Source organism: Variovorax sp. GW821-FHT06D12, from assembly GCF_059419205.1.
Genome location: NZ_JBWKRI010000003.1, coordinates 532,648 through 559,627, shown reverse-complemented (window position 1 = coordinate 559,627; position 26,980 = coordinate 532,648). Strand labels below are relative to the sequence as shown.

Below are 26,980 nucleotides of genomic sequence, written 5' to 3'. Positions count from 1 at the left end.
GCCCGCGCCACACGCCCGGCCCCTCGTCAAGGACCTGATTCACATGCTCCACTTCCTGTTGCGCCGCGGACTGGCCACCGCGCCCGTGCTCCTGATCGTGGCCGTCATCGTCTTCCTGCTGCTGCGCATGACGCCCGGCGACCCCGCGGCGGCCATTGCCGGTGACGCGGCCAGCGCGCAGGACATCGCACGCATCCGCGCCCAGCTGGGCCTGGATGCATCGATCGTGACGCAGTTCGTGCACTGGCTCGGCCAGGTGCTGCGCGGCGATCTCGGCTACTCGTTCTTCTACCGGATGCGCGTGACCGACCTGATCGGCCAGCGCCTGGAGCCCACGCTCTCGGTGGCGGCGGTGACGGTGGTGCTCACGGTGCTGATCGCCGTGCCGCTGGGCGTGCTCGCGGCCTCGCGGCGCGGCGGCCGGCTCGACCGCTTCATCATGGGCGCCTCGGTGCTCGGCTTCTCGGTGCCGGTGTTCGTGGCCGGCTACGTGATGATCTGGCTGTTCTCGATGCAGCTCGGCTGGCTGCCCTCGCAGGGCTACCAGCGCATCGGCGACGGCGTGGGCCCGTGGCTGCGCCATCTGGCGCTGCCCTGCATCACGCTGGCCGTGATGTACGCGGCGCTCATCGCGCGGGTCACGCGCGCGGCGGTGTCGGAGGCGCTCACCGAAGATTACGTGCGCACCGCGCGCGCCAAGGGCATCGCCGAGTGGCGCATGCTGCTGCGCCACGCGCTGGCCAACGCGGCCGTGCCGATCGCCACCGTCATCGGCCTGAGCGTGGCGGGCCTCATCGGCGGCGTGGTGGTCACCGAGACGATCTACGCGATCCCCGGCCTGGGCCAGCTCACGGTGGACGCCGTGCTCTCGCGCGACTACCCGCTGATCCAGGCGATCACCCTCTTCTTCTCGCTCGTGTACGTGGTGGTCAACCTGCTGGTGGACCTGAGCTACCTGCTGCTCGATCCGCGCATCCGGTACTGACCTCCTTTCGAAAGCCCAGCCATGACTTCGATCTCCCTGCGCGACGATGCGCCTGCCTCTGCCGCGGTTCCTCCCGCTGCACCCCGGGCCCCGGCCCGCTCGCTGCTGCGCCGCCTGCTCGCCAACAGCGGCGTGCGCATCGGCGGCGTCCTGCTGGCCGCGATGCTGCTGCTGGCGGTGGCCGCGCCCTGGCTCGGTACCATCGACCCGAACGCGATGGACCCCGCGAACTCGCACCTGCCGCCCGGCGCGCGCGCCGAGTTCACCACGCTGGCGGGCGACAGCTTCGATCGCTTCTTCCCGCTGGGCACCGACAGCATGGGCCGCGACCTGTGGAGCCGCACGGCCTACGGGGCGCGCATCTCGCTGTCGGTGGGCGTGGCGGTGGCGCTGGGCTCGGTCGCGTTCGGCCTCGTGGTGGGCATGGTGGCGGGCTACTTCCGGCGCCTGGACGGCGTGATCATGCGGGTGATGGACGGGATGATGGCCATCCCCGGCATCCTGTTCGCGATCGTGCTGGTGGCCGTGTGGCGACCCAGCCTGCTCACGGTGATCCTGGCCATCGTGGTGCCCGAGACGCCGCGCGTGGCGCGGCTGGTGCGCTCGGTGGTGCTGTCGGTGCGCGAAGAGCCGTATGTGGAAGCGGCCGTCGCGCTCGACACGCCGACCTGGAAGCTGATGTTGCGCCACATCCTGCCCAACACGGTGGCACCGCTGATCGTGCAGGGCACCTTCATCTGCGCGGCGGCGATGCTGGTGGAGGCCGTGATGTCCTTCCTGGGCATCGGCCTGCCGTCCGAGGTGCCGACCTGGGGGAACATCATGTCCGAAGGCCGCACGCACTTCACCTCGCACCCCTCGACCGTGCTGCTGCCCGGCCTCTTCCTGGCGCTCACGGTGCTGGCCGTGAACATGCTCGGCGACGGCCTGCGCGACGCACTCGATCCCAAGTTCAAGGCACGCGGAGGCTGAGCATGACATCCACCCCTTCCACAACGTCTGCCGCGCCCTGCCTCGTGGTGCGCGACCTCGCCATCGACCTGCCCGCCGGCGCCGACCGCGCGCACGCGGTGCACGGCATCTCGTTCGACGTGATGCCCGGCCAGGTCGTGTGCCTGCTGGGCGAATCGGGCTCCGGCAAGTCGGTCATCGCGCAGGCCGCGATGGGCCTGCTGCCCGCGTCGCTGCGTCCCTCGGCCGGGCGCATCGAGGTGCAGGGCGAAGACGTGCTCGCGGCCAGCCCGGCGCGGCTGCGCGCCCTGCGCGGCGCGCGCATGGCGATGGTGTTCCAGGAGCCGATGACCGCGCTCAACCCGGTGATGCGCTGCGGCGCGCAGGTCGACGAGATCCTGGCCGAACACACGACGCTGGGCGCCGCCGCGCGCCGCGAGCGCGTGCTGGCCATCTTCGAGCGCGTGCGGCTGCCCGAGCCCCAGCGCATCTACGACGCCTACCCGCACCAGCTCTCGGGCGGGCAGCGCCAGCGCATCGTGATCGCCATCGCGCTGATCCTGCGCCCGGCCCTGCTGATCTGCGACGAGCCCACCACCGCGCTCGACGTGACCACGCAGGCCGAGATCCTCGCGCTCATCCGCGAGATGCAGCAGGAGAACGGCACCGCCGTGCTGTTCATCACGCACGACTTCGGCGTGGTGGCCGACATCGCCGACCAGGTGGTGGTGCTGCAGCTGGGCCGGCAGGTCGAGAGCGGCCCGAAGGACGAGGTGCTGCGCCGCCCGAAGGAGGCCTACACGCGCATGCTGCTCGACGCCGTGCCGCGGCTGGCGCCCGTGCTGCGCGCGCCCATCGACGCCCAGGCGCCGCTGCTCGATGCGCGCGGCGTGGGCAAGGTCTACCGCACGGGCAGCTGGCCCGGCAAGCGCCGCACGGTGCATGCGGCGGCCGACGTGTCGCTGAAGCTGCATGCGGGCGAGACGGTCGGCATCGTGGGCGAATCGGGCTCGGGCAAGTCGACCGTGGCGCGCTGCATCGCGCGGCTGATCGAACCCACCGACGGCGACATCCGCGTGCCGGGCATCGAGGGCTCGCGCGGCGCGCAGCGCTCGGCGTTCCGGCGCATGGTGCAGGTCGTGTTCCAGGACCCGAACCGCTCGCTCAACCCGCGCCGCACGGTGGGCCAGTCGATCGTCGAGGGGCCGGTGAATTTCGGCGTGCCGCACGCCCGGGCCTGGCAGCGCGCCGAGGAGCTGATGGCGCTGGTGCGGCTGCAGCCCGAGGTGCTGCACCGCTACCCGAGCGAGTTCTCGGGCGGCCAGCGCCAGCGGCTGTGCATTGCGCGCGCGCTGGCCTGCGAGCCGCGCGTGCTGATCGCCGACGAGGCCGTGTCGGCGCTCGACGTGTCGGTGCAGGACCAGATATTGAAGCTGCTCGCGGAGATCCAGCAGCGGCTGTCGATCGGCATCCTGTTCATCACCCACGACCTGCGCGTGGCCAGCCAGATCTGCGACCGCCTGATCGTGATGCACAAGGGCCGCATCGTCGAGCAAGGCAGCGCGCACGACGTGCTGCTGTCGCCGCGCGAGGCCTACACGCGCACGCTGCTGGCCGCGGCGCCGGGCCAGGGCTATGCGTTCGGAGGCGGCTGAGCGCCGTCCTCTTCCTCTCTTTCAACCCACCTTCATCCCTCCACCCCAAGAAGAAACGAAGACATGACCACACCCCTGTACGAACTCAGTGCCCTCCAGTTGCTCGAACGCTACCGTGACCGCGCCTTGTCGCCGGTCGAGGTGACGCAGGCCGTGCTCGCGCGCATCGAGCGCTGGGAGCCGCACATCCACGCCACCTACGGGCTGGACGCCGAAGCCGCGCTGGCATCGGCGCGCGCCTCCGAGGCACGCTGGGCGCAGGGCAAGCCGCAGGGCGATCTCGACGGCGTGCCGGTCACGCTCAAGGAGAACATCGCCACGCGCGGCACGCCCACGCCCATCGGCAGCGCCGCCACCGTGCTGGCGCCCGCCGCAGCCGACGCCCCCGCCGCCGCACGCCTGCGCGAAGCCGGCGCGGTGATCGTGACCAAGACGACGATGCCCGACTTCGGCTTTCTCGGCGCGGCGCCGTCGAGCTTCCACGCGCTCACGCGCAACCCGTGGGACCTGGGGCGCAACACCGGCGGCTCGAGCTCGGGCGCCGGCGCCGCCGCTGCCGCGGGCTACGGCCCGCTGCACCTGGGCACCGACATCGGCGGCTCGGTGCGCATTCCGGCCAGCTTCTGCGGCGTGTTCGGCCTCAAGCCCAGCCAGGGCCGCATCCCGGTCGACCCGCCCGCCGCGGCGCGCGTGATCGGCCCCATGACGCGCACCGTGGCCGACGCCGCGCTGCTTATGCAGGTGGTGACACGCCCCGACGCGCGCGACTACATGAGCCTGCCGCCGAACGACTTCGCATGGCAGCGCCTTGAGCGCAACGTGAAGGGCCTGCGCATCGGCTTGTGGACCGAGACCATGGGCGGCTGGCCCATCGATGCGGAAGTGAAGGAGGCCGTGCTGGCCGCGGCCCGCCTGTTCGAGCAGGCCGGCGCCATCGTCGAGCCGCTGGCCGACTGGACCACGCTGGACATGCGCATGGGCATGGCCCACTTCTTCACCATGCGCTGCCGCGTCGACCTGGCCGCGATGCCGCCGGAGCGCGCAAAGCTCGCGGCCGGCTACATCCACCAGGCGGCGGAGTTCGCGGCCTCGCTCACGCCCGAAGACACCTTCCGCGCCTTCACGCGCATGCAGGCCTTGCGCGCGGCCACCGTGGCGGCCACGCGGCCCTTCGACTACGTGCTGTCGCCTGTGTCGCCGGTGTTGCCGTTCGCGGCGGACGCGATCAACAGCGGCTCTGAAAACCTGCTGAAGGACTCGCACTTCACGTCGGTGTTCAACCAGTCGGAACAGCCGGCCGCGTCGATCAACTGCGGCCATGCGAAAAATGGCCTGCCGATCGGCCTGCAGATCGCGGGACGCCGCTTCGACGACCTGGGCGTGCTGCAGATGGCGCGCTTCTACGAATCGGTGCGTCCGGCGCAGGCGCGCTGGCCTGAACCGGCCTGACCGGGCTGGGTCAGGCGAATCAGTCCGGCGCGTTCATCACGCGGTCGAACTCTTCGTCGGCCGGCACGTTGTCGGCATCGAGCTCGCTGGCATCGGTGAGGTCGATGCCCGTTTCGTCCGACAGGTCGTCGGACGCATCGGCTTCGAGTTCATCGAAGTCGTCGGCAGGCGTGCTGTCGTCATCGTCGTCTTCGGACGACGAGGCGGAGCGCGCGGTGGCATCGGCTTGGGGCGTCATGATCGAATTCCTCGGCAGATGGGTGAACGGCCCTCTATGGTGCGCCTGTTTTGCCCCTTGCGGTGGATCGACGGGCTGACGTCGGTGTCGGAAAGTTTCCCGTCACCGCAGGCTGCAGGCGCGTGCCGTCGTCAGTCCTTGTGGACGTGGCCGTGCTCGCCGTGCCCTTCATCGTGGCCGTGTTCATGGCCATGCTCGCCGTGCGCGAGCCGGCTCACGAGCGTGACCAGCAGGATGCCCGCTGCGAGCCACGCGATCTGTGCCGCGGTCTGGCGCGCGGGCAGGCGCTTTTGCAGCTGCGGGATCAGGTCGGCCAGCGCCACGTAGACGAAGCTGCTGCCCGCCAGCACCAGGAAGTACGGCAGCCAGCCATGCAGCTGGTCGACCAGCCACCAGCCCGCGATGCCGCCGAGCATGGTCATCGTGCCCGCGAGCGACACCTTCACCAGCGCCGCGCGCGAATTGGCCGAGCTCTGGCGCAGCACGACGAGGTCGCCGATGTGGTGCGGCACTTCGTGCGCGAGCACGGCCAGCGCGGCCACGAGGCCCAGGCGGATGTCGGCCACGAAGGCCGAGGCGATCAGGATGCCGTCGCCAAAGCAGTGCACGCTGTCGCCGGTGAGCACGGCCCAGCCGCCGCCGCCCGTGGGGGGTGCGTGGTGGTGATGAGCGTGCGAATGGTCGTGATGATCATGGCCGTGGTGGTCGTGCGCGCCCTCTTTCGCCGGTGCGGCATCGCCATGGTGGTGCTCATGCCCGTGGTGCCACAGCTCGGCCTTGTCGAGCAGGAAGAAGAACACCAGCCCGAACAGCAGCACCGCGAACAGCAGCGCGGGTTCGATGCGGCTTTCGAAGGCCTCGGGCAGCAGGTGCATGAAGGCGGTGGCCAGCAGTGCGCCGGCCGCCAGGCTCAGCAGGTGCTGCGGGTTCACGCCGCCGCCGCCGCTGCGCACGCCCACGCGCAGCAGCAGGGCCGCGAGCCAGACGCTTCCGATGCCGGCGACCAGGGTCGCCACGAGAATTACTATCAAATTCATAGCTGCTTGCGCAAGAGGGACGGCCGGTACGGCCTTGTTCCGTTCATAAAAAGAGAAAGGCCGTCACTTCGGACGGCCTTCGGCGGCGGGTGGCTACGGGCGCCGTCTTCGGTCAGGCGACACCATTGGCTTTGAACCAGGCCGTGGCACGCTGCCAGCCGTCTTCCGCGGCGCTCTTGAGGTAGCTGGGGCGGTAGTCGGCGTGGAACGCGTGGCCTGCTTCGGGGTACACGACGAAGCTCGATGCCTTGGCCGCCGGAGTCCCACCGGCCAGAGCAGCTTTCATCTTATCAACCGTGTCAAGGGGGATGCCCTGGTCTTTTCCGCCGTACAGGCCGAGCACCGGCGCCTGCAGGCTGGCGGCGATGTCGACGGGGTGTTTCGGCTGCAGTTCGCTGGCCTGCCCCACCAGCCGGCCGTACCAGGCCACGCCGGCCTTGACCTTGCCGCTGGCCGCATACAGCCACACGATGCGCCCGCCCCAGCAGAAGCCGGTGATGCCGGCCTTGCCGGTGTCGCCGCCGTTGGCCTTGGCCCAGGCCAGCGCGCCGTCGAGGTCGGCCATGACCTGCGCGTCGGGCACCTTGGTGACGATGTCGGCCTGCAGCTTGGGAATGTCGGTGTAGCCGCGCGGATCGCCCTGGCGCGCGTACAGCTCGGGCGCGATGGCCAGGTAGCCCAGCTCGGCGAAGCGGCGGCAGGTGTCGGCGATGTACTCGTGCACGCCGAAGATTTCCTGGATCACCAGCACCACGGGCAGCCCGGTCTTGCCAGCCGGCGCCGCGGCATAGGCAGGCACCCCGAAGCCGTTGACGGTGTACTTGATGGGGCCGGCCTTCAGGCCGTCGGCCGGGGTGGTGATGGCCGTCTGCGCGGCCACCGGCAGCACGGCGGCGGCGTAGCCGACACCGAGGGCGGCCTTGAGCGCGGTGCGGCGCGTGGCCCCCTGCTCGGTGCTGTCGCCGGGGCGCAGCGAATCGAATTCGGAACGGTTGTCGTCGAAGGAGGTCATGCAAGGGCTCCGGTTGAATCGTCTGACAAGGGGGTGTGGCGTAGAAAAACGCACGCCGCAATGTAGGCGAAATCGGGCCGGGCCGTGTGACCGGACCGTAAAGCAGCCGGGCCGCTTCGGGCTGAGGTCAGGTGCCGTAGGCCCGCCGTGCCAGCGCCTCGGCCAGCACCTGCGCCGGATCGACGAGGCGCAGCCCCGCCACCGCGGCCGAGCCCTGCAGGCCCAGCGGCACCTCGGTGCAGCCCATGATGATCGTGACCGGGCCGTGCCGTTCGGCCAACCGCAGCGCGACCTCGGAGAAGCAGCGTTCGGCCAGCGGCAGGTTGCCGGCCTTCACGCCGTCGAAGATGCCGCGCATGATGGTCTGGCGCTCGTCGGCCGACGGCACATGGCAGCCCAGGCCGGCCTCGGCCAGCGCCTGCTCGTACAGCCGCACGCGGTAGGTGCCTTCGGTGGCCATCAGCGCCACTTCGCTCGCGCCCTGCGCGGCCAGGTGCTGCGCGGTTTCGCGCGCCATGTGCAGCAGCTCGACCTGCGGAAAGCGCTCCTGCAGGTTGGCGTGCCACGCATGCGCGGTGTTGCAGGCGATGGCCACGGCGCGGCTGCCCAGCGCGGCCAGCCGGCCCAGCGCCTGCAGCATCGGTTCGAGCGGCTGGTGCGCGCCCTGCGCATCGGAGGCCAGCGCGCCGGTGCGGTCGGGCACCGGCACCTGCGCCAGCCAGTGTTCGGGAAAGGACTGGTCGCGCACCGGCTCGCCGCGTGCACGCATCTGCTGCGCGCAGGCCTGCACGAAGAGCCGGACGAAGTCGGCGCCCGCCGCGGGGCCCATGCCCCCGAGGATGCCGACGACCTGTGTGGCTGCGACCATGTCTTTTCTCTCTTGCCTTCGATCAGGTGGCCGGCTTGTCGCTGAAGGCCTTCAGGTTTTCTTTGAGCTGGTCGCTCATCGGCAGGTTCAGCGGCACGTTCTTCGGCGGGATCGGCTGCATGAACCACTTGGTGTAGAGCTTCTCGAACTCGCCGCTCTTCATCATCGCGGTGAAGGTGTCGTCCACCAGCTTCTTGAAGGCCGGGTCGTCCTTGGGCAGCATGCAGGCATAGGGCTCGACCTGCAGCGACTCGCCCACCACTTCGTAGTCGGCCGGGTTCTTCGAGTTGGCGATGAGGCCGAACAGCAGGATGTCGTCCATGGCGAAGGCCACGGCGCGGTCGCTCTCGACCAGCAGGAACGCGTCGGCGTGGTCCTTGCCGAGCACGATGTTCATGTCGAGGTTCTTCTCGGTGTTGTACTTGCGCATGACCAGCGCGTTGGTGGTGCCGGTGGTGCTGGCCACGGTCTTCTTCGCGAGGTCGGCGTAGTCCTTGATCTTGGAGGACTTCTTCGTCAAGAGGCGCGTGCCCGTGTAGAAGTGGTTCACCGCAAAGGCCACGTCCTTGCCGCGCGCGGTGTTGTTGGTGGTGGAGCCGCACTCCAGGTCGATGGTGCCGTTGGTGATCAGCGGGATGCGGTTCTGCGAAGTGACCGCCATCAGCGAGACCTGCAGGTTGGGCTTGTTCAGCTTCTTCTTCACCGCCTCGACCACGGCGTTGGAGAGTTCCACCGAGAACCCGATCGGCTTGTTGGGGCCGTCCAGGTAGCTGAAGGGCACCGACGACTCGCGGTAGGCGAGCGAGATCTTGCCTGACTCGGCGATCTTGGCGAGCGTGTCGGCAGCCTGCGCGGCCGGTGCAGTGAAGAGGACCGCGGCAGCCAGGGACGCCATCAAAACGGAGAGTTTCATTCGAGCCTTCATCGGTTGGATTGAACAGACAGCCAGTGTAAGAAGGAGTGACACATCGGGACAATTCCAATTAACCCCGGGGTCATGCCCAAAGGTTATGGGCTGGGTTCTTTTGGCATTTCCGGGCACGGCGAGGGGCCTCTACAGTCGCACGCTGTCTCTTCTGTTCCCTTTCTTCTTCACTTCCGGAAAGTTGCCTCCATGCATGTGTGCGTGCTCGGCGCCGGCATCGTGGGCCTGGCGACCGCCTGGCAACTCGAGCGCCAGGGCCACCAGGTCACGGTGATCGACCGCGCGGCGCCCGGCGCGGGCGCCAGCGGCGGCAACGGCGCGCAGCTGAGCTACTCGTACGTGCAGCCGCTGGCCGATCCGTCGATCTGGACGCAGCTGCCCAAGCTGCTGTTCTCCCCCACCTCGCCGCTGAAGCTGCGCCCGCAGCTCGACCCGCTGCAATGGCGCTGGGGCCTGGCCTTCCTGGCCGCGTGCAACGCCGCGACCTCGCGCGACACCACCGCGCAGCTGCTTGCGCTGGCGGCCGCGAGCCGCACCGGCTTCGAGGCCATGCAGGCCGACATCGCACCCGATTGCGATTTCTCCGCCACGGGCAAGCTGGTGCTCTACGCCAGCGCGGCGTCGCTCGAAGGGGCGAGCGCACAGGTCGCGCTGCAGCGCACCCTGGGCAGCGAGCAGCGCATCGTCACGCCCGACGAGTGCGTGGCCATCGAGCCTGCGCTCGCGGACTACCGCGGCCAGATGGCGGGTGCGGTCCACACGCCAAGCGAGTGCGCGGCCGACTGCCTCAAGGTGTGCGCCGAGCTGATGCGCGCACTGAGCGCGCGCGGCGTGCGCTTCATGCTCGGTGCCGACGTGCACGGCTTTGCGCGCAGCGAGGGCCGTGTCGCCGCCGTGCAGACCAGTGAAGGCGACATCGAAGCCGATGCCTTCGTGATGGCGCTGGGCTCGGCCTCGCACAAGCTCGGTCGCGCGCTCGGCGCCTACCTGCCGGTGTACCCGCTCAAGGGCTACAGCATCACGGTCGACGTCGACCCCGCCCCCGGTGCGGCGCCGCGCGTGAACGTGACCGACAGCGCGCGCAAGGTCGTCTTCGCGCGCATCGGCTCGCGCCTGCGCGTGGCCGGCATGGCCGAGCTCGTGGGGCACGACGCGAGCATTCCCGCCACGCGCATCGAGACACTGGCCGACGCCACGCGCGCCGTGTTCCCGCGCGCCAGCCGGCTGGCCGAGCTGCACCCCTGGACCGGCATGCGCCCGGCCACGCCGAAGGGCCTGCCGATCATCGGGCGGCTGCCGCACGCGCCGTCGAACATGCTGTTCAACACCGGCCACGGCGCGCTGGGTTTCACGCTGGCCTTCGGCTCGGCGCAGCGGATCGCGCAGGCGCTGGACGCGGCCCCGCCGCACGCTTGAGCTTGCGGCCCAGGCGCCGCCAGCCGATCACCACGCCGGTCAGGCTCAGCAGCGCACCGCCCGCGCTGAGCGCGACCAGCAGCACGTCCCACAGCGGGCGGTGCGCGAGCAGCGGCAGCCAGTCCCAGCTGTGCAGCATCGCGAACAGCCAGCGGCTCCACCGGCGCGTGCTGTCGCTGCGACCGAGCACGGAGCCGGTCTGCGGATCGACGTGGACCCAGGTGGCGTGCGTGTCGGCGAACACCACGCGCCAGACGGGCAGCGGCTTCTCGCTGCCGCCGGTCATGGTGTGCGCTTCGCGCGTGTAGTAGTGGCTGTCGTAGGCGGTGAGCACGTCGATGCGCGCGACCGGATCGGGCAGCAGTTGCGCGACGGCGGTGCGCAGCGCCGCGGGGTCGATCTGCCGCGGCTGCGCGCTGGCCGCGTCGCGCACCAACGGCCGGCCGCTGGCGGTGCTGGCCAGCACCAGCGTCTGCCCTGCCGCACGCACCCAGCGCAGTTCGCGGATGTCGCCACGCGTGGAAGCCAGCAATGCAGCGGGCGTCGCCTCGCCCATGCCTACAACGAGCGGCCCGCCCTGCATCACCGCCATGCGCAATGCCGGCGCGCCGCTGTCGAACACGCGCCAAGGGTTCATCGACATCAGCCCGCTGAAGATCCACGTCAGCGTGACGAGCGCGAACAGCAGCCCGCTGATGTGATGCCAACGCATCATGAAGCCCTGGTATGGCGAGTGCGAGCCGCTCTTGTAGGTGCGCCGGAAGCGCCAGCGCATCACGCCCACCACGGTGCCGGTGAGCGTGACGGCGATGCCGACGATCGACAACCAGTTGACGATGTCGGCCCAGTAGCGGTCCAGGCCCGTGCCGCGCAGAGGGTAGAGCCAGTGAATCCATGCACCGGCGTAGTTCCACAGCCGCTCGGCACGCGGTGCATCGCGCACCACCTCGCCGGTCCGGCCCGAGATGTACAGCCGCGTGGCCTGTGCATCGGCCAGGTCGACCACATGCAGCGGGCGGTGCGCGTCGAGCCCGCGCGAATGGGTGAAGGCGTCTTCGTCGATGGTGCCCCGGTACCTGAGCACCGCGGCCTCGCCCCCATAGGCCTGCGCGCTCACGAGTGCGCGGGCGCGGTCGACCTGGCGCAGCACGGCGCCGGTCTGCGCATCGACGACGACCACGCCGCGCCCCGGCGGTGATCGGCGCGCACCGGGTTCTGCCGCGCTCGCCGGCACCGCGAGGTACACCGACTGCCCGCCGCTGGCCACGGCGAGTCGCAGGTCCTGCAACGGCCCCGCGATACCGGCCGCATCGAGCGCCTGCCGCGGCCCCAGCAAGGGCGCCTTCGCATCGAGCGGCGGCAGGTGCTGCAGACGCTCGGCCTCGGTGAGCTTGGGGTAGCCCACGTACATCATCACCACGCCCGAGACGAACCACATCGCGAAGAAGGCGCAGACGACCACGCCGAGCCAGCGGTGGATCAGGAACAACCAGCGTTTGGCATGCATGGCGGCGCTCCTTCGATTCAGAAGCTCACGCGCACCGACACATCGGCCGTGCGCGGCGCGCCGAGGTAGGCGAAGCCGGCGCCGACGTTCGCGGCGTACACGCGGTCGGTCGCGTTGCGCACGCGCCCCACCAGCGTGACGTTGCGGTTCACCTGCCAGCTCAGCCCGAGGTCGAGCAGCGTGTAGCCGGGCCAGTGCATCGTGTTGGCCGCATCGGCGTACACCTTGCCCACATGCCGCACGCCTGCCGTGGCCTGCAGGCGCGGCGTGATGGCGTACGACACCCAGAGGTTCGCGACCACCGCCGGCGTGTTGGTCGGCGTGCGGCCCGCGAGCGACACGCCGCCCTGGCGGAACTGCTCGTAGCGCGCATCGACGTAGGTGAGGTTGCCCTGCAGCGACCACTGCGGCGTGGGCTGCAGCCCGAGCGCCAGCTCCACGCCCTTGGACGACTGCTCGCCGACCAGCACCGTGAGCGCGCTGTTGGCCGGGTCCTGCGTCGCGATGTTGGTGCGGCGGATGCTGTAGGCCGCGAGCGTGGCCGTGCCCTTGCCCTGCCAGAAGTCGAGCTTGGTGCCAACCTCGACCTGCCGGCCGGTGGTGAGCTCGCTGTTGTTGCGCACGTCGGCGAACGACGCGGTCGAGAGCACACCCGACGGCGGATCGGCCGCGGTGGCGTACTGCGCGTACAGGTTGGCGCCGGGCGCGAAGTCCCACACCAGTCCGATGCGGCCGGTGGTGGGCTTGTAGCCACGATGGAAGGTGGCCGGGTTCGCCGCGTCCACGGTGCGGCGGTTGACCAGGTCGAGGTCGATGCGCTCGTGGCGCAGCGCCGTCACGAGGTGCAGCGACGGCTGCAGCGCGGTGCGGTTCTCCAAATACACCGCGGTGGTCCGCACCTTGTTGTCGCGGTCGGGACGGAAACCGGGCGTCATGCCCGGCACGTCGAAGAAGCGCTCGGTGGCAAAGACGTACGGGTTCACCGTGCTCACGGTACCGGGCAGGCTGTTGGGAAAGCGCGTCTGCCGGTTCACGCTGAAGTCCAGCCCGAAGGACCAGTCGCTCTTCAGCCCGCCGAGCTGCCCCTTGTAGAGACCCTCGACGCGGTTGCCCCACACGTCCTGGTCGTGCCGCTGCAGCAAGGCGCCCGAGCGGATGACGGCCGTGTTGCGCGCGTTGTAGCGGTAGTTCTCGACGTTGCGGTAGTCGCGCAGCGCGTCGTAGGCGTAGAAGGTGTTCTTGAACTGCAGCGCGTCGCTGGCCTGCCATTCGGTGACCGAGCGCAGCCACTGCACGCGCTGCGCGTAGAGGCCGTCGGCGCTGTTGTAGTTCTTGAAGCGCGTGCCGCGGTCGATGCGCATCTCGCCGCCCGCCGGGTTCAGCACCGGCGTGCCCCAGTAGGGCCGCGTGACGTCCTCGTCCTGGTACTCGTAGGCCAGCGTGTGCTTCAGGCCGCCGCCGAAGTCCGACAGCAGCGAGGCCGCGAGCTGTGTCGACTTGCTTTTGGTGCCGTCGGTCCAGCCGTGGGCGTCGCGGTGGTTCACGTCGATGCGCGCGTAGTGGCTGCCCGCGCCGCCGTCGCCGGCGATGCGGCGGTTCAGGCCGAAGGAGGCCTCTTTCAGGTTCTGCGTGCCCAGGCGCAGCTGCGCTTCGGCGAAGTCGCTGCGCTCGGGCGCCTTGGTGATGTAGTTGATCGAGCCGCCCAGCGCACCCGAGCCGAACAGAAAGCTCGACGGGCCGCCGATGGCTTCGACGCGGTCGTAGATCCAGCTGTCGACCGGGCGCGCCGCGATCGAGTACTGCAGGTTGATGCCGTTGAACAGCTGCGCGATCGAGCCGCTGCCGAAGCCCCGGTAGCTCACGCCGACGTTGCCGGGTGCGTCGTGCGCGGTCACGCCGGGCACGGCGCGCAGCGCCTCCTGCGTGTTCTGCGCGCCACGCGCATCGAGCACCGCGCGGTTCACCACCGTGACGGAAGCGGGCGTCTCGCGCGGCGTGAGGCCCAGGCGGCTCGCGGTGTCGGCGGGCGTGTCGAGGTCGAGCCGGCCGTTGGGGCGCGGGGCGTCGTCGGCCACCTCGATCGGGGGCAGCGACGACACGGTGGTCTGGGCTTGGACAGGCGAACTGACGGCGCCGAACAAGGCAAGCAGCCCCAAAGCGGGGGCACGGGAAAGGGTGGGCATGGCATCTCTCTTGCGACGGCGCTGGCGAAAACAATGAAGCGCAGCGCCGGCCGCACAACGACCGGGAACGCACCGCGCGGCCCGTTCAGGCGGCGTCAGGTGCAGGAACGACGAAGCTCAGGAGAGATGCGTGGGCGGCCCGCGCGCCGGCAGCGGCGAGGCCGTGGCTGCCGCGAGGCGGGCAGCAGGAATCGATTGCAGCGCGCGGCCCAGCGGCAGCGGCGTGGGCAGCGTCACCTGCACGGCGGCAGGCGGCGGCCCGGAGACCATGCACAGCGGGCAGTCCATGGCCGCCATGCCGACTTCGGTGGCGCCGTCGTCGCCCTGCACGATGAGCTTGACGGTGCCGGCGGCGGAACACACCAGCTCCATCGCCTGCGGGTTCACGAGCGGCGACGCGCCCGCAATCAGCAGCGACGCCATGAACCACGCCAGCACCAGACGGTGCATTGCGCAGAAGGTTCGAAGGGCGTGCATGGGCGCGGATTATGGCGCGAGGCGAATGCCCCGCATCTTTCTCAGGCGGTCTGCTCGATCGCTTCGCGCATGCAGCGCGTGATGCCGCGCACCGCCACCGAATCGGGCCGGCCCGCGAAGCGCAGCGCGCGCACCGGCACCGGAATGTGCGGCTCCAGCGTCAGCACGTCGACCTTGGCACGGTCGGCCGAGCGCGCCGTGCAGCCGTCGACCAGCGCCACGCCCAGCCCGTGGTGCGCCATGGCCAGCGCCGCGTGGTAGGTCTGCACCGTGACGACGGCCTGCTGGAAGCCCACGCCCGCCTGCCGGCAGGCCTGGCTCAGGCTGGTGCCGACCGGGTCGCGGCCGTCCAGGCCGATCACCGGGCGGTCGATGAGGTCGTGCAGCGCCACCGAGCCGTTGCGCACCAGCGCGCGCGGCAGCATGCCCTTGGGCGCCACGCACACCATGCGGCTGTCGGCCAGCGTCTCCTGCGTGAGCGAGGGGTGTACCGCGGGGCTGAAGGCGAAGCCCACGTCGGCCTCTTGCAAGAGCAGCGCCGACATGATCTGCGGCGAGTGCAGCGACTCGACCGTGATCGCGTAGCCCGGATGCATCTCGCGGAAGGCCTTGAGCGCGCGCGGCAGGATTTCGTAGCTCAGCGCGAGCACGCTGAGGATGCGCAGCTCGCCCGTGTCATTGCCCGCGCGCAGGTTCGCCGCCAGCCGCTGCACCTCGTCGAGCTGCGCGAACAGCCGCTCGATGTGCGGGTACAGCGTGAGCGCCTCGGTGGTCGGCGTGAGCCGCCCCTTGGCGCGCTGGAACAGCGGAAAGCCCAGCTGCAGCTCGGCATGCTGCAGCGTGCGGCTCACGGCCGGCTGCGTGATGTTGATGAGCCGCGCGGCCGCGCTCACGCTGCCCGCGAGCATGATCGCGTTGAAGACCTCGATGTGGCGCAGCCGCATGGCCGACAGCGGTCGGTGGCGGTCAGCGAACGGTGGTCTTGCCGGTGGCGATGTCCATCACCATGCGCACGCCCAGGTACAGGCGCGGCTCGATCGAATCGATCAGCACGTACTCGGCGTCGGCCGTGTGCGCGCCGAAGCCTTGCAGGCCGAAGCGCTCGATGACCGGCGCCTTGGTCTTGAGCGAGGCGAACGCCGCGTCGGTGCCGCCACCGGCGGCCTTGTCGTCGGCGCCCAGCGGGCGGCCCAGCTCGTCCTTGTAGATGGCCTGCGCGTGCTTGGCCAGCGCGCGCGACGCGTCGGTGGCCTCGAGCGGCGGACGGCGGCGTTCGAACTTCAACTCGACCTTGGCCTCGGGCACCAGTTGCTTCTTCACGCGCTCGTTCACCTGCTGCTCGATGCGGTCGTAGTCGGCCACCTTGAGCACGCGCACGTCGGCGCCCGCCGTGGCGCTGGCCGGGATCACGTTGCGGTTGGTGCCCGACTTGGAGATGGTCCAGTTCATCTTCAGGCCCGTGGACGGGTCGGACAGGTCGCGCATCTGCAGGATCTGGTGCGACAGCTCGTACAGCGCGTTCACGCCCAGCTCGGGCGCGGAGCCCGCGTGCGAGGCCTTGCCCGCCACGTTCAGCGTGACCGAGGCGATGCCCGCGGTGGCCAGCGAGAGCTTGTCGTCCTTGATGGAGGCGCCCTCGAACGACAGCACGGCATCGTGCTCGCCGCCGAGCTTGGTGAGCAATGCGCGCGAACCGGGCGAGCTGATTTCCTCGTCGCCGTTGATCAGCACGGTGAGCGTGCCGTAGTCCTTGAACTTCAGCGCCTGCAACATCGACACCAGGTGTGTGATGACGGCCACGCCCTGCTTGTCGTCGGCGATGCCCAGGCCGTAGGCCTTGTCGCCGTCGACGCGGAACGGCTGCTTGTTGAGCATGCCCACGGTGTAGACCGTGTCCATGTGCGCGATGAGCATGATCTTCTTGGTGCCCGTGCCCTTGAAGGTGGCGCGCACCACGCGGCCGATTTTTTCGGGCGTGTCTTCCATGCGGTAGGCGTCGGCGCTCGGGTCGATGAGCTCGACCTCACCGCCCAGCGCCTTGAACTTGGCGGCGATGAGATCGGAGATCTTCTCGAGGCCTTCGATGTCGCGGCTGCCCGACTCGATGGAGACCAGCTCCTTCAGCGTCTCGAGCAGGGCGGGCTTTTCCTTGGCGGCGAGCGCGGCGATGCGGGCATCAGGGGCAGCGGAAGCGGTGCCGAGGAAGGCCGCGCAGACGGCGGCGAGCAGGAAGGTGCGGGGCTGGAGTTTCATGGGCGTGTTTCTTCTTTCTGTCGTTTGTCTCTTGGGGGTCGTGCGAAGGAGGATCAGTGGGCCTTGTCCCAGTTGGGACCGACGCCGATCTCGGCGAGCAGCGGCACCTTGAGCGCCGCCACGCCGGCCATCAGGCGCGGGATTTCGGTGCGCACCCATTCGACCTCAGCCTCGGGCACTTCGAACACCAGTTCGTCGTGCACCTGCATGATCATCTTGGTGGCACGCTTTTCTTCGTCAAGCACGTTCTGTACCTTGACCATGCTGAGCTTGATGAGGTCGGCCGCCGTGCCCTGCATCGGCGCGTTGATGGCCTGGCGCTCGGCCGCCTTCTTGCGGGGGCCGTTGCCGCCGTTGATCTCGCTCAGGTAGAGGCGCCGGCCGAACACGGTCTCGACATAGCCCTTGTCGCGCGCGAACTCCACGATCTGGTCCATGTAGGTCTTCACGCCCGGGTAGCGCGCAAAGTAGCGATCGATGTACGAGGCCGCGGCCTTGGTCTCGATGCCCAGGTTCTTCGCCAGGCCGAAGCTGCTCATGCCGTAGATGAGCCCGAAGTTGATGACCTTGGCGTAGCGGCGCTGCTCGCTGGACACCTGGTCGGGCGTGGTGCCGAACACCTCGGCGGCTGTGGCGCGGTGCACGTCGACGCCGTCGGTGAAGGCGCGCAGCAGCGACTCGTCGCCGCTGATGTGGGCCATGATGCGCAGCTCGATCTGCGAGTAGTCGGCGCTGGCGATCACGCTGCCTGCCGGTGCCACGAAGGCCTCGCGCACGCGCCGGCCTTCGGGCGTGCGGATCGGGATGTTCTGCAGGTTGGGGTCGTTGCTGCTCAGGCGGCCCGTGACGGCCACGGCCTGCGCATAGTGCGTGTGCACGCGGCCGGTGCGCGGGTTGGCCAGCTGGCCGAGCTTGTCGGTGTAGGTGCCCTTGAGCTTCGAGAGGCCACGGTGCTCGAGGATCTTGGCGGGCAGCGGATAGTCTTCGGCCAGCTTCTCGAGCACTTCTTCGTCGGTGCTGGGCGCGCCGCTCGGCGTCTTCTTGACCACGGGCAGGCCCAGCTTGGTGAAGAAGATTTCGCCGATCTGCTTGGGCGAACCGAGGTTGAAGGGCTGCCCCGCGATGTCGTAGGCCTCCTGCTCCAGCGCCATGATGCGCGTGCCCAGGTCGTGGCTCTGCGCGGCCAGCGTGGGCGCGTCGATCAGCACGCCGTTGCGCTCGATGCGGTACAGCGCCTCGCTCGAATCCATTTCGAGCTGGTAGATGTAGGCCAGCTTTTCTTCCTTCTGCAGCAGGGGCCACAGCGCGTGGTGCACGTCGAGCGTCTGGTCGCTGTCTTCGCACGAGTACTCGGCGGCCTTGGCGATGTCGACCTGGCTGAACGGAATCTGGTGCGCGCCCTTGCCGCACAGGTCTTCGTACGAGATGCCGCTGCGCCCCAGATGGCGCTCGGCCAGGGACGACAGGCCGTGCGGCTTGTTCACTTCGAGCACATAGCTTTGCAGCATGGTGTCGTGCGCGTAGCCCTGCACCTCGATGCCGTGGTTGGCGAACACGTGGCGGTCGTACTTGATGTGCTGGCCGAGCTTCTTCTTGTCGGCGTTCTCGAGCCAGGGCTTGAGCCTGGCGAGCACCTCGTCGATGGGCAGCTGCGCGGGCGCGTCGGGGTAGTTGTGCGTGAGCGGAATGTAGGCCGCTTCGCCCGGCGTGACGCTGAAGCTGATGCCCACGATCTGCGCGACCATTTCGTCGAGCGAGGTGGTCTCGGTGTCGATGGCCGTGAGTTCGGCGGCCTCGAGCTTGGCGAGCCAGGCGTCGAACTGCGCCCACTCCATGATCGTGTCGTACTTGAGGTTGCTCGCGGGCGCGGCGGCCTCTTGCGCGTCCAGCTCGGAGGGCTCGTCGAACAGGCCGCCCTGGTCGCGGTCGGCCTTGGGGGCGGCCTTCTTCTTCGCGTTCTCTTCGATCAGCTCGGGCGGCACCTCTTGGGCTTCGAGCGACTTGACGAGGCTCTTGAAACCGAACTTCTCGTAGAAGGGCTTCAGCTCGGCCGTCTGCGGCGCACCAACGGGCAGGCCTTCGAGCGAGGGCAGGCCTTCGACAAAGCCGTTCAGGTCGCAGTCGGTGCGGATGGTGACGAGGCGGCGGCTCAGCGGCAGCTTGTCGAGCGCCTGGCGCAGGTTCTCGCCGGCGGCGCCCTTCACTTCGGCGGCGCGTTCGACCAGCGCATCGAGCGAGCCGTATTCGAGCAGCCATTTGGCCGCTGTCTTGGGGCCGACCTTGGGCACGCCGGGCACGTTGTCGACCGTGTCGCCGATGAGCGTCTGGTAGTCGACCATGAGGCTGGGCGGCACGCCGAACTCGGCCGTCACGCCGGCGATGTCGCGCTTCTTGCCGTTCATCGTGTCGATGATGGTGATGTGCTCGTCGACCAGCTGGCTCAGGTCCTTGTCACCGCTGGAGACGATCACCTCGACGCCCTGCGCGGCCGCCACCTTGGCGAGCGTGCCGATCACGTCGTCAGCCTCGACCTCGGGCACGGTAATCACCGGCCAACCGAGCAGCCTGACCACTTCGTGGATGGGGTCGATCTGGCTGCGCAGGTCGTCGGGCATCGGCGAGCGGTTGGCCTTGTACTCGGGGTACCAGTCGTCGCGGAAGGTCTTGCCGGGGGCGTCGAAGATGCAGGCCGCGTAGTCGGCGCGCACCTCGCGGCGCAGCGCGGTCATCATGTTGATCATGCCCCGGATCGCCCCGGTGGCCGGGCTCTTGGGGTCGCCGGGCACGGCGCGCAGATCGGGCATCGCGTGGAAGGCCCGGTACAGGTAGCTCGAGCCATCGACGAGCAGCAGCGTTTTCTTGTCGGTCATCGGGTCATTTTGCCGTGCCCGGGCCGGCGTCCGGAACGACACCAGGGTCGGCTGGCGGCCGACACGCCGCCAGCGGGTGCACGCCTACAATCCGTGCATGCCTAGCTCCCCACTCCTGGTCGCCCGCCGCATCCTGCTGGCGCTGGCTTTCGCCACCCCCGTTGCCGCCCTCGCGCAGGCGCCGGCCGCGCCCGCCGCCAAGCCGGCTCCGGCGGAACCGCTACAAAATCAGGAGCAGGCCGACGGCCGGCGCAACCAGAAGGTCGAGCACATCCACACGGAAGACAGCGGCGCCTCGGTCGACGAGGTGCGCTACGGCGGCCGCACGCAGAGCATCAACGTCAAGCCCAAGTCGAACATGCCCGGTTACGAAGTGCTGCCCAACGACGGCGGCAGCGCCCGCCCCGGCACGACTGGCGACGCGAACAGCGGCGGCAACGGCCCGCGTGTCTGGAACGTGCTGAAGTTCTGACCGTGACGCTGTCGTTCTCCTTCCCGCCCTCCCTCTTTTCTCCCGCAGCCGCCGTCCGGCGCTGAGCATCGCCATGGCAGTTTTTACCGAAGTCCAGTTCGGCGAGGCAGACGCGCTCGTCCAGCGCCTTGGCATGGGCGCCCTGCGCGAGTTGCGCGGCATCGAGGGCGGCATCGAGAACACCAACTACTTCGCCACCACCGAGTCGGGCGAGTTCGTGCTGACGCTGTTCGAGCGCCTGAGCGCCGAGCAGCTGCCGTACTACCTTTGCCTCATGAAGCACCTGGCCGGTGCCGGCCTGCCGGTGCCCGCGCCCGTCGCCGACCCGGCCGTGGCGCCGCCGACCGGCCATGCGCTGTCGATCCCCGCGCAGGCACCCTGCGAGTTGCTGCACCGCGTGGCCGGCAAGCCCGCGGCGCTGGTGCAGAAGCTCTCGGGCCGCAGCGAGTTGGCCCCCACCGCCGCCCACTGCGGCGAACTGGGCGCCATGCTGGCCCGCATGCACCTGGCCGGGCGCGACTACCCGCGCATCCAGCCCAACCTGCGCGGCCTGCCCTGGTGGAACGAGACCGCCCCGGTGGTGCTGCCCTACATGGACGAGGCGCAAGCTGCGCTGCTGCGCGCCGAGCTGGCCTACCAGAACCATGTCGCCGAATCGTCGGCCTACGCGGCGCTGCCGCGCGGCCCGGTGCATGCCGACATGTTCCGCGACAACGTGATGTTCGCGACTGGCGGCGAGCCCGACGTGCCGCCGCGCCTCACGGGCGTGTTCGACTTCTACTTCGCCGGCACCGACACCTGGCTGTTCGACCTGGCCGTGTGCCTGAACGACTGGGCCATCGACCTGGCCAGCGGCCGGCACGACGCCGCCCGCGCCGACGCCCTGCTCGCCGCGTATGAGAGCGTGCGCAGGCTGAACGCCTCCGAGCGCGCCCTGCTGCCCGCGATGCTGCGCGCCGCCGCGCTGCGCTTCTGGATCTCGCGCCTGTGGGACTTCCACCTGCCGCGCGAGGCCAGCATGCTCAAGCCCCACGACCCGACGCACTTCGAGCGCGTGCTGCGCGAGCGCGCCACCCACCCGCACGCCATCGCCCACGTCCTCGAGCCGGCGCTGGCAGCCTAAAGAAGGTGTGACCGAACCCGCCATGCCCGCTCATCCCGCCCAGACACACCCACTCTGCGTTGCAAATGCTCGCCATAGCCCAAGCTATGGCTGCGCTTTGCGCCTTGATTGGGCGCGTCTGGGCGGCCTGCTCGGCCACGCCGGATTCATTCACACCTTCTGACCCCCCACATGAAACTCCACCTCGTGCCGGCGCGCACCGGCTTCGACTGGGTCCGCCTCGGACTCAAGACCTTCTGGCGCCAGCCGCTGGCCTTCATCTCGCTGTTCTTCCTGCTGATGGCGATGATCTCGACGGTGTCGATGCTGCCGCTGCTCGGCAGCGTGCTCGCGCCGATCCTGTTGCCCTTCATGACGCTCGGCCTGATGGTCGCGACCTCGGTGGCAGCAACCGACAACGCCGACGGCCTGGGCAACGCGGGCGACCTGGGCCGCCCCACGGGCTCGGCCATGTTCATCGCGGTGTTCGACGCCATGCGTACCGAATGGCGCTCGCTGGTGGTGCTGGGCGTGATCTCGGCCGTGTACTTCGTGCTGGCCGTCACGCTGACGGCACTGGTCGACGGCGGCCAGCTCATGCGCGCCTACCTGTTCGACGAGGCGGTGACGCCCGAGGTCATGAAGAGCAGCGAGTTCCTCACGGCGCGCACGCTGCTGATGTGCTTGAACCTGCCGCTGTCGCTGGCCATGTGGCATGCGCCCGCGCTGGTGCACTGGCACCGCGTGGAGCCGGTGAAGAGCGTCTTCTTCAGCATCGTCGCGCTGTTCCGCAACTTCGGCGCCTACGCGCTGTTCGGCCTGGCGTGGTTCGGCGTGTTCATGCTCGCGGGCATCGCCATCGGCCTGCTCGCCACCGTGCTGATCGGCGTCGGCGCCATGGGCTCCGACGGCGCGGCGCTGGCGATCGGCAACATCCTGATGATCGGCACGGCGCTGGTGCTGGCGGCCATGTCGCTGGCCTCGACCTGGTTCACGTTCCGGGACAGCTTCGACGCGAACTGAAGTCGGCATCGCCCGCTGCCCTTTCGGGCAAGCGGGACCGCCGGACTCAGACCGGCGTGAGCTTCGCCACCGACAGCGCCAGCCACTTCACGCCGTGGCGCGCGAACTTCACCTGCGCCCGCGCATCATCGCCGGTGCCTTCGAGCGCGGTCACCGTGCCCTCGCCGAACTTGTTGTGGAACACCTGCATGCCTGAACGCAGGCCGTGCGACGGCGCGGTCTTCTGCGGTGGCACGGGCGGGCTGGCGAAGGTGTCCTTGCTCGCGCTGCCACCGCCTCCACCGTAGCGGTTGCCGCCGCCTCCCCCACCGCCGTAGCCACCGGCACCGCCGCGCGTGCTGCCGTAGCCGCCGCCGTAGCCAAAGGCCGAGGGCGCAAAGCCCTGGTTCTTCGGCGTGAGCCACTTGAGCGCGCCTTCCGGCAGCTCGTCGAAGAAGCGACTCTTGACGTTGTAGCGGGTCTGGCCGTGCAGCATGCGCGTCTGCGAATGGCTCAGGTACAGGCGCTTGCGTGCGCGCGTGATTGCCACATACATCAGGCGGCGTTCTTCCTCGAGGCTCTCGAAATCGCTCATCGAGTTCTCGTGCGGGAACAGGCCCTCTTCCATGCCGGTGATGAACACGCAGTCGAACTCCAGGCCCTTGGCGGCGTGCACGGTCATGAGCTGCACCGCGTCCTGCCCGGCCTGCGCCTGGTTGTCGCCCGACTCGAGCGCCGCGTGCGTCAGGAAGGCCGCAAGCGGGCTCAGCGTTTCGCCGGTTTCGGCGTCGGGCGCCAGCGGCTCGTCGAGCACCGGCCGGCTGGGGTCGAGCCCCTGGCTGGCTGGCGACTGGCGCAGCTCGTCGACCGGCAGCGCCACGGCGTCGCGACCGAAGCCTTCCTGCGTGACGAAGCTTTCGGCCGCGTTCACGAGTTCGTCCAAGTTCTCGATGCGGTCGGCGCCTTCGCGGTCGGCCTTGTAGTGTTCGACGAGGCCGCTGTGGTCGAGCACCAGCTCAATGATCTCGCGCAGGCTCACACCCTGGGTCTGCTCGCGCAGCACGTCGATCTTGGCGACGAAAGCCGTGAGGTTCGAGCCGGCCTTGCCGCCGACCGCGCTCACCGCGTCGTGCAGCGAACGCCCGGCGGCGCGCGCCGCGTCCTGCAGGCTTTCGAGCGTGCGCGCACCGATGCCGCGCGGCGGGAAGTTGACGACGCGCAGGAAGCTGGTGTCGTCGTCCTTGTTCTCGAGCAGGCGCAGGTAGGCCAGCGCGTGCTTGATTTCGGCGCGCTCGAAGAAGCGCAGGCCGCCGTACACGCGGTACGGCACCGAAGCATTGAACAGCGCCGTTTCGATCACCCGGCTTTGCGCATTGCTGCGGTAGAGCACGGCCATTTCCTTGCGATCGAAGCCGTCGCGCGCCAGCTGGCGCATTTCCTCGACCATCCACTGCGCCTCGGCGAGGTCGGTGGGCGATTCGTACACGCGCACAGGCTCGCCCGGCCCCTGATCGGTGCGCAGGTTCTTGCCCAGGCGCTTCTTGTTGTGGCTGATGAGCTCGTTGGCCGAATCGAGGATGTTGCTGTAGCTGCGGTAGTTCTGCTCCAGGACGATCTGGCGGCGCACGTCGAACTCGCGCACGAAGTCGGTCATGTTGCCCACGCGCGCGCCGCGGAAGGCGTAGATGCTCTGGTCGTCGTCGCCCACGGCGATCACGCTGTTGTGCTCGCCCGGCGTGAAGTGGCCGCCGATCGCCGTGTGGCCCGCGAGCATCTTCAGCCATGCGTACTGCAGGCGGTTGGTGTCCTGGAACTCGTCGACCAGGATGTGGCGGAAGCGCCGCTGATAGTGCTCGCGCACGGGCTCGTTGTCGCGCAGCAGCTCGTAGCTGCGCAGCATCAGCTCGCCGAAGTCGACCACGCCTTCGCGCTGGCACTGCTCTTCGTACAGCTGATAGAGCTCGACCTTCTTGCGGTCGTCGTCGCTGCGGGCCTCGATGTCGCCGGGGCGCAGGCCGTCTTCCTTGGCGCCGGCGATGAACCACTGGGTCTGCTTGGCCGGAAAGCGCTCGTCGTCGACGTTGAACTGCTTCATCAGGCGCTTGATGGCCGAGAGCTGGTCTTGTGTGTCGAGGATCTGGAAGGTCGAGGGCAGATTGGCCAGCTTCCAGTGCGCGCGCAGCAGGCGGTTGCACAGGCCGTGGAAGGTGCCGATCCACATGCCGCGCACGTTCACCGGCAGCATCGCGGTCAGCCGCGTCATCATTTCCTTGGCGGCCTTGTTGGTGAAGGTGACGGCCAGGATGCCGCCGGCGGACACCTGCCCCGTCTGCAGCAGCCAGGCGATGCGGGTGGTGAGCACCCGCGTCTTGCCGGAGCCGGCACCGGCAAGGATGAGGGCATTGCCCGCGGGCAGCGTGACGGCAGCAAGCTGCTCGGCGTTGAGGTTGTTCAGCAACGGCGAGGCAGGGCCGCCCGTATCGGCTGCGGACGCGCCGGAAAACAGGTCGTGAGGGAGCATGGGTGCCATTGTAGAAAGCTGCCCCGCCCCGGGCCCCGGCGGACGCGCTTGCCCCTGCGGGCATGACCTGGATCAAGGCCGGGCCCGCGGGCATGCGCCGGCCCGCCGCGCTTGCGGCAGATCAAGCGGCACGGCGCTGTCGGACGGGAGACTGCCTTCCAGTTGCCGGCCCTGCGCGCCGGCCGTCACTGGAGAACCCATGCCCAAGAAATTCGCCCCCGCCTGCCTCGCCGCCCTGCTCGGCGCCATGGCCGCCCTGCCGGCCGCGGCGCAGGAAGCACAAGGCAACTGGCTGGTGCGCGCCCGCGCCGTGTACCTGAAGCCGGCGAACCACTCGGCGCCGGTGGCCGACCTGTCGATTCCGGCCGATGCCATCACGGTCAACAGCAAGACCATCCCCGAGCTCGACGTCACCTACTTCTTCACGCCGAACATCGCCGCCGAACTGGTGCTGACGGTACCGCAGAAACAGACGGTCACCGTGCAGCGCAGCGCGCTGGGCGGGCCCGTGGACATCGGCACCTTCAAGCACCTGCCGCCCTCGCTGATGCTGCAGTACCACTTCATGCCGACCGCGAAGATCCGGCCCTACATCGGCGCGGGCCTGAACTACACGCGCCTGAGCAGCGTCAACCTGCAGGTGCCGACGGTGGGCCGCCTGCAGCTGCAGAACGAAAGCTTCGGCCTCGCGCTGGGCGCCGGCGTCGACATCGAGGTGGCGAAGAACACCTACCTCAACCTCGACGTGAAGAAGCTGCGCATCCGCAGCGCCGTGAACATGAATGGCGTGCAGCTTTCGACCGTGAAGGTCGACCCGTGGCTGTTCGGCGTGGGCATCGGCTACCGGTTCTGAGGAAGAGCCGCACCATGGTCGTCGGGTATACGCAGCAACCCATAGGGTCAATACGCCCCGGCAACTTGCGCATCATCGCCATGGCCGTAAAATCAATCACCGGGCCCAAGTTTCTTGCGTCCGGTTTTTTTTGGCCGTCATTTTCATGACGCGACCACGAGAACCGGCCGGACCAAGCGCTCATTCGTTCCACTCAACGATTCCTTTCAGGAGCCTGGTCATGCAAATCTTCGATTACGACAACATCCTTCTGCTGCCGCGCAAATGCCGCGTGGAAAGCCGCTCGGAATGCGACGCCAGCGTCACGCTCGGCGAGCGCACTTTCCGCCTGCCGGTGGTGCCTGCCAACATGAAAACGGTGGTCGACGAGTCGATCTGCCTGTGGCTCGCACAAAACGGCTACTTCTACGTGATGCACCGCTTCGACCTGGACAACATCCAGTTCGTGAAAGACATGCAGGGCAAGGGCGTGTTCGCCTCGATCTCGCTGGGCGTGAAGAAGCCCGACTACGACACGGTCGACCAGATGGTGGCCCAAGGCCTCGTGCCCGAATACATCACGATCGACATCGCGCACGGCCATGCCGACAGCGTGAAGAACATGATCGGCTACCTCAAGGCCAAGCTGCCCAAGTCGTTCGTGATCGCCGGCAACGTCGGCACGCCCGAAGCCGTGATCGACCTAGAGAACTGGGGCGCCGACGCCACCAAGGTCGGCATCGGCCCGGGCAAGGTCTGCATCACCAAGCTCAAGACCGGTTTCGGCACGGGCGGCTGGCAGCTGTCGGCGCTCAAGTGGTGCGCGCGCGTGGCCACCAAGCCGATCATTGCCGACGGCGGCATCCGCGACCACGGCGACATCGCCAAGAGCATCCGCTTCGGCGCGTCGATGGTCATGATCGGCTCGCTGTTCGCGGGCCACGAAGAATCGCCAGGCAAGACGGTCGACGTCGACGGCACGCTCTTCAAGGAGTACTACGGCTCGGCCAGCGACTTCAACAAGGGCGAGTACAAGCACGTCGAAGGCAAGCGCATCCTCGAGCCCATCAAGGGCAAGCTGGCCGACACGCTGGTCGAGATGGAGCAGGACGTGCAAAGCTCGATCAGCTACGCGGGCGGCCGCACGCTGATGGACATCCGCAAGGTCAACTACGTCACGCTGGGCGGCGACAACGCCGGCGAACACCTGCTGATGTGAGCGCGA

22 protein-coding genes are annotated in these 26,980 nt (G+C 69.0%); 10 read left to right on the top strand and 12 right to left on the bottom strand.

Features of this window, described 5'->3' with window-relative positions; all coding sequences use genetic code 11:
- Positions 1-43: 43 nt before the first annotated feature.
- The 4 genes from AC07SQ_RS13295 to AC07SQ_RS13280 all read left to right on the top strand — a co-directional run bounded on the left by AC07SQ_RS13295 (position 44) and on the right by AC07SQ_RS13280 (position 5,040).
- A complete protein-coding gene (locus AC07SQ_RS13295) occupies positions 44-985 on the top strand; it encodes an ABC transporter permease (RefSeq protein WP_307694464.1) in 942 nt (313 codons plus the stop codon).
- Positions 986-1,006: 21 nt separating this feature from the next.
- Positions 1,007-1,957, top strand: coding sequence for an ABC transporter permease (locus AC07SQ_RS13290; protein ID WP_495270938.1), 951 nt, complete (start codon positions 1,007-1,009; stop codon positions 1,955-1,957).
- A gap of 2 nt (positions 1,958-1,959) precedes the next feature.
- Positions 1,960-3,591 carry a dipeptide ABC transporter ATP-binding protein gene (locus AC07SQ_RS13285; RefSeq protein WP_495270939.1) on the top strand — a complete coding sequence of 544 codons (1,632 nt, stop codon included), beginning with the start codon at positions 1,960-1,962 and terminating at the stop codon, positions 3,589-3,591.
- A 63-nt stretch (positions 3,592-3,654) separates the two neighbouring features.
- Positions 3,655-5,040: an amidase gene (locus AC07SQ_RS13280; RefSeq protein WP_495270940.1), complete on the top strand. Its 1,386-nt coding sequence runs from the start codon at positions 3,655-3,657 to the stop codon at positions 5,038-5,040.
- A 19-nt stretch (positions 5,041-5,059) separates the two neighbouring features.
- Here AC07SQ_RS13280 and AC07SQ_RS13275 read toward each other — a convergent pair whose 3' ends face one another.
- The 5 genes from AC07SQ_RS13275 to AC07SQ_RS13255 form a co-directional block, all read right to left on the bottom strand.
- On the bottom strand, positions 5,060-5,278 hold the full coding sequence (locus AC07SQ_RS13275; protein WP_062468907.1) for a hypothetical protein: 219 nt from the start codon (positions 5,276-5,278) through the stop codon (positions 5,060-5,062).
- Between the two features lie 131 nt (positions 5,279-5,409).
- Positions 5,410-6,315: a ZIP family metal transporter gene (locus AC07SQ_RS13270; protein ID WP_139701903.1), complete on the bottom strand. Its 906-nt coding sequence runs from the start codon at positions 6,313-6,315 to the stop codon at positions 5,410-5,412.
- A 112-nt stretch (positions 6,316-6,427) separates the two neighbouring features.
- A complete protein-coding gene (locus tag AC07SQ_RS13265; protein WP_495270941.1) occupies positions 6,428-7,327 on the bottom strand; it encodes a dienelactone hydrolase family protein in 900 nt (299 codons plus the stop codon).
- Positions 7,328-7,454: 127 nt separating this feature from the next.
- Positions 7,455-8,195 carry an aspartate/glutamate racemase family protein gene (locus tag AC07SQ_RS13260; RefSeq protein ID WP_307584776.1) on the bottom strand — a complete coding sequence of 247 codons (741 nt, stop codon included), beginning with the start codon at positions 8,193-8,195 and terminating at the stop codon, positions 7,455-7,457.
- 22 nt (positions 8,196-8,217) lie between these two features.
- Complete coding sequence (locus tag AC07SQ_RS13255; protein WP_062468917.1) at positions 8,218-9,108, bottom strand: transporter substrate-binding domain-containing protein; 891 nt, start codon at positions 9,106-9,108, stop codon at positions 8,218-8,220.
- 201 nt (positions 9,109-9,309) lie between these two features.
- On the opposite strand from AC07SQ_RS13255, the gene AC07SQ_RS13250 reads away from it, so the two are divergent.
- Positions 9,310-10,536, top strand: a complete 1,227-nt coding sequence (locus AC07SQ_RS13250; RefSeq protein WP_495270942.1) for a D-amino acid dehydrogenase — start codon at positions 9,310-9,312, stop codon at positions 10,534-10,536.
- On the opposite strand, the gene AC07SQ_RS13245 is transcribed toward AC07SQ_RS13250, so the two are convergent.
- The 6 genes from AC07SQ_RS13245 to polA form a co-directional block, all read right to left on the bottom strand.
- Entirely contained in the window at positions 10,469-12,043 is a 1,575-nt protein-coding gene (locus AC07SQ_RS13245) for a PepSY domain-containing protein (RefSeq protein WP_495270943.1), read from the bottom strand. The two genes, AC07SQ_RS13250 and AC07SQ_RS13245, sit on opposite strands and share 68 nt — an antisense overlap.
- A gap of 17 nt (positions 12,044-12,060) precedes the next feature.
- Positions 12,061-14,226, bottom strand: a complete 2,166-nt coding sequence (locus AC07SQ_RS13240; RefSeq protein ID WP_495270944.1) for a TonB-dependent receptor — start codon at positions 14,224-14,226, stop codon at positions 12,061-12,063.
- 117 nt (positions 14,227-14,343) lie between these two features.
- Entirely contained in the window at positions 14,344-14,703 is a 360-nt protein-coding gene (locus tag AC07SQ_RS13235) for a hypothetical protein (protein ID WP_390345649.1), read from the bottom strand.
- A 41-nt stretch (positions 14,704-14,744) separates the two neighbouring features.
- A complete protein-coding gene (locus AC07SQ_RS13230) occupies positions 14,745-15,647 on the bottom strand; it encodes a LysR family transcriptional regulator (RefSeq protein ID WP_062468929.1) in 903 nt (300 codons plus the stop codon).
- A 22-nt stretch (positions 15,648-15,669) separates the two neighbouring features.
- Entirely contained in the window at positions 15,670-16,956 is a 1,287-nt protein-coding gene (locus AC07SQ_RS13225; protein WP_095744265.1) for a M20/M25/M40 family metallo-hydrolase, read from the bottom strand.
- 53 nt (positions 16,957-17,009) lie between these two features.
- Positions 17,010-19,826: a DNA polymerase I gene (gene polA / locus AC07SQ_RS13220; RefSeq protein WP_495270945.1), complete on the bottom strand. Its 2,817-nt coding sequence runs from the start codon at positions 19,824-19,826 to the stop codon at positions 17,010-17,012.
- A 97-nt stretch (positions 19,827-19,923) separates the two neighbouring features.
- On the opposite strand from polA, the gene AC07SQ_RS13215 reads away from it, so the two are divergent.
- From AC07SQ_RS13215 to AC07SQ_RS13205, 3 genes are all read left to right on the top strand, one after another.
- Positions 19,924-20,298, top strand: a complete 375-nt coding sequence (locus AC07SQ_RS13215; RefSeq protein ID WP_062468938.1) for a hypothetical protein — start codon at positions 19,924-19,926, stop codon at positions 20,296-20,298.
- 73 nt (positions 20,299-20,371) lie between these two features.
- Positions 20,372-21,421 carry a homoserine kinase gene (locus AC07SQ_RS13210; protein ID WP_495270946.1) on the top strand — a complete coding sequence of 350 codons (1,050 nt, stop codon included), beginning with the start codon at positions 20,372-20,374 and terminating at the stop codon, positions 21,419-21,421.
- 171 nt (positions 21,422-21,592) lie between these two features.
- Positions 21,593-22,423: a BPSS1780 family membrane protein gene (locus AC07SQ_RS13205; protein ID WP_062468943.1), complete on the top strand. Its 831-nt coding sequence runs from the start codon at positions 21,593-21,595 to the stop codon at positions 22,421-22,423.
- Positions 22,424-22,469: 46 nt separating this feature from the next.
- Here AC07SQ_RS13205 and AC07SQ_RS13200 read toward each other — a convergent pair whose 3' ends face one another.
- Positions 22,470-24,923, bottom strand: a complete 2,454-nt coding sequence (locus AC07SQ_RS13200; protein ID WP_495270947.1) for a UvrD-helicase domain-containing protein — start codon at positions 24,921-24,923, stop codon at positions 22,470-22,472.
- 199 nt (positions 24,924-25,122) lie between these two features.
- Between AC07SQ_RS13200 and AC07SQ_RS13195 the strand changes: the two genes are divergently transcribed.
- Positions 25,123-25,776: an OmpW/AlkL family protein gene (locus AC07SQ_RS13195; protein ID WP_495270948.1), complete on the top strand. Its 654-nt coding sequence runs from the start codon at positions 25,123-25,125 to the stop codon at positions 25,774-25,776.
- A gap of 220 nt (positions 25,777-25,996) precedes the next feature.
- Positions 25,997-26,974 (top strand): GMP reductase, encoded by a 978-nt coding sequence (locus AC07SQ_RS13190; RefSeq protein ID WP_095744259.1) that lies wholly within the window; start codon positions 25,997-25,999, stop codon positions 26,972-26,974.
- The last annotated feature ends 6 nt before the right edge of the window (positions 26,975-26,980 follow it).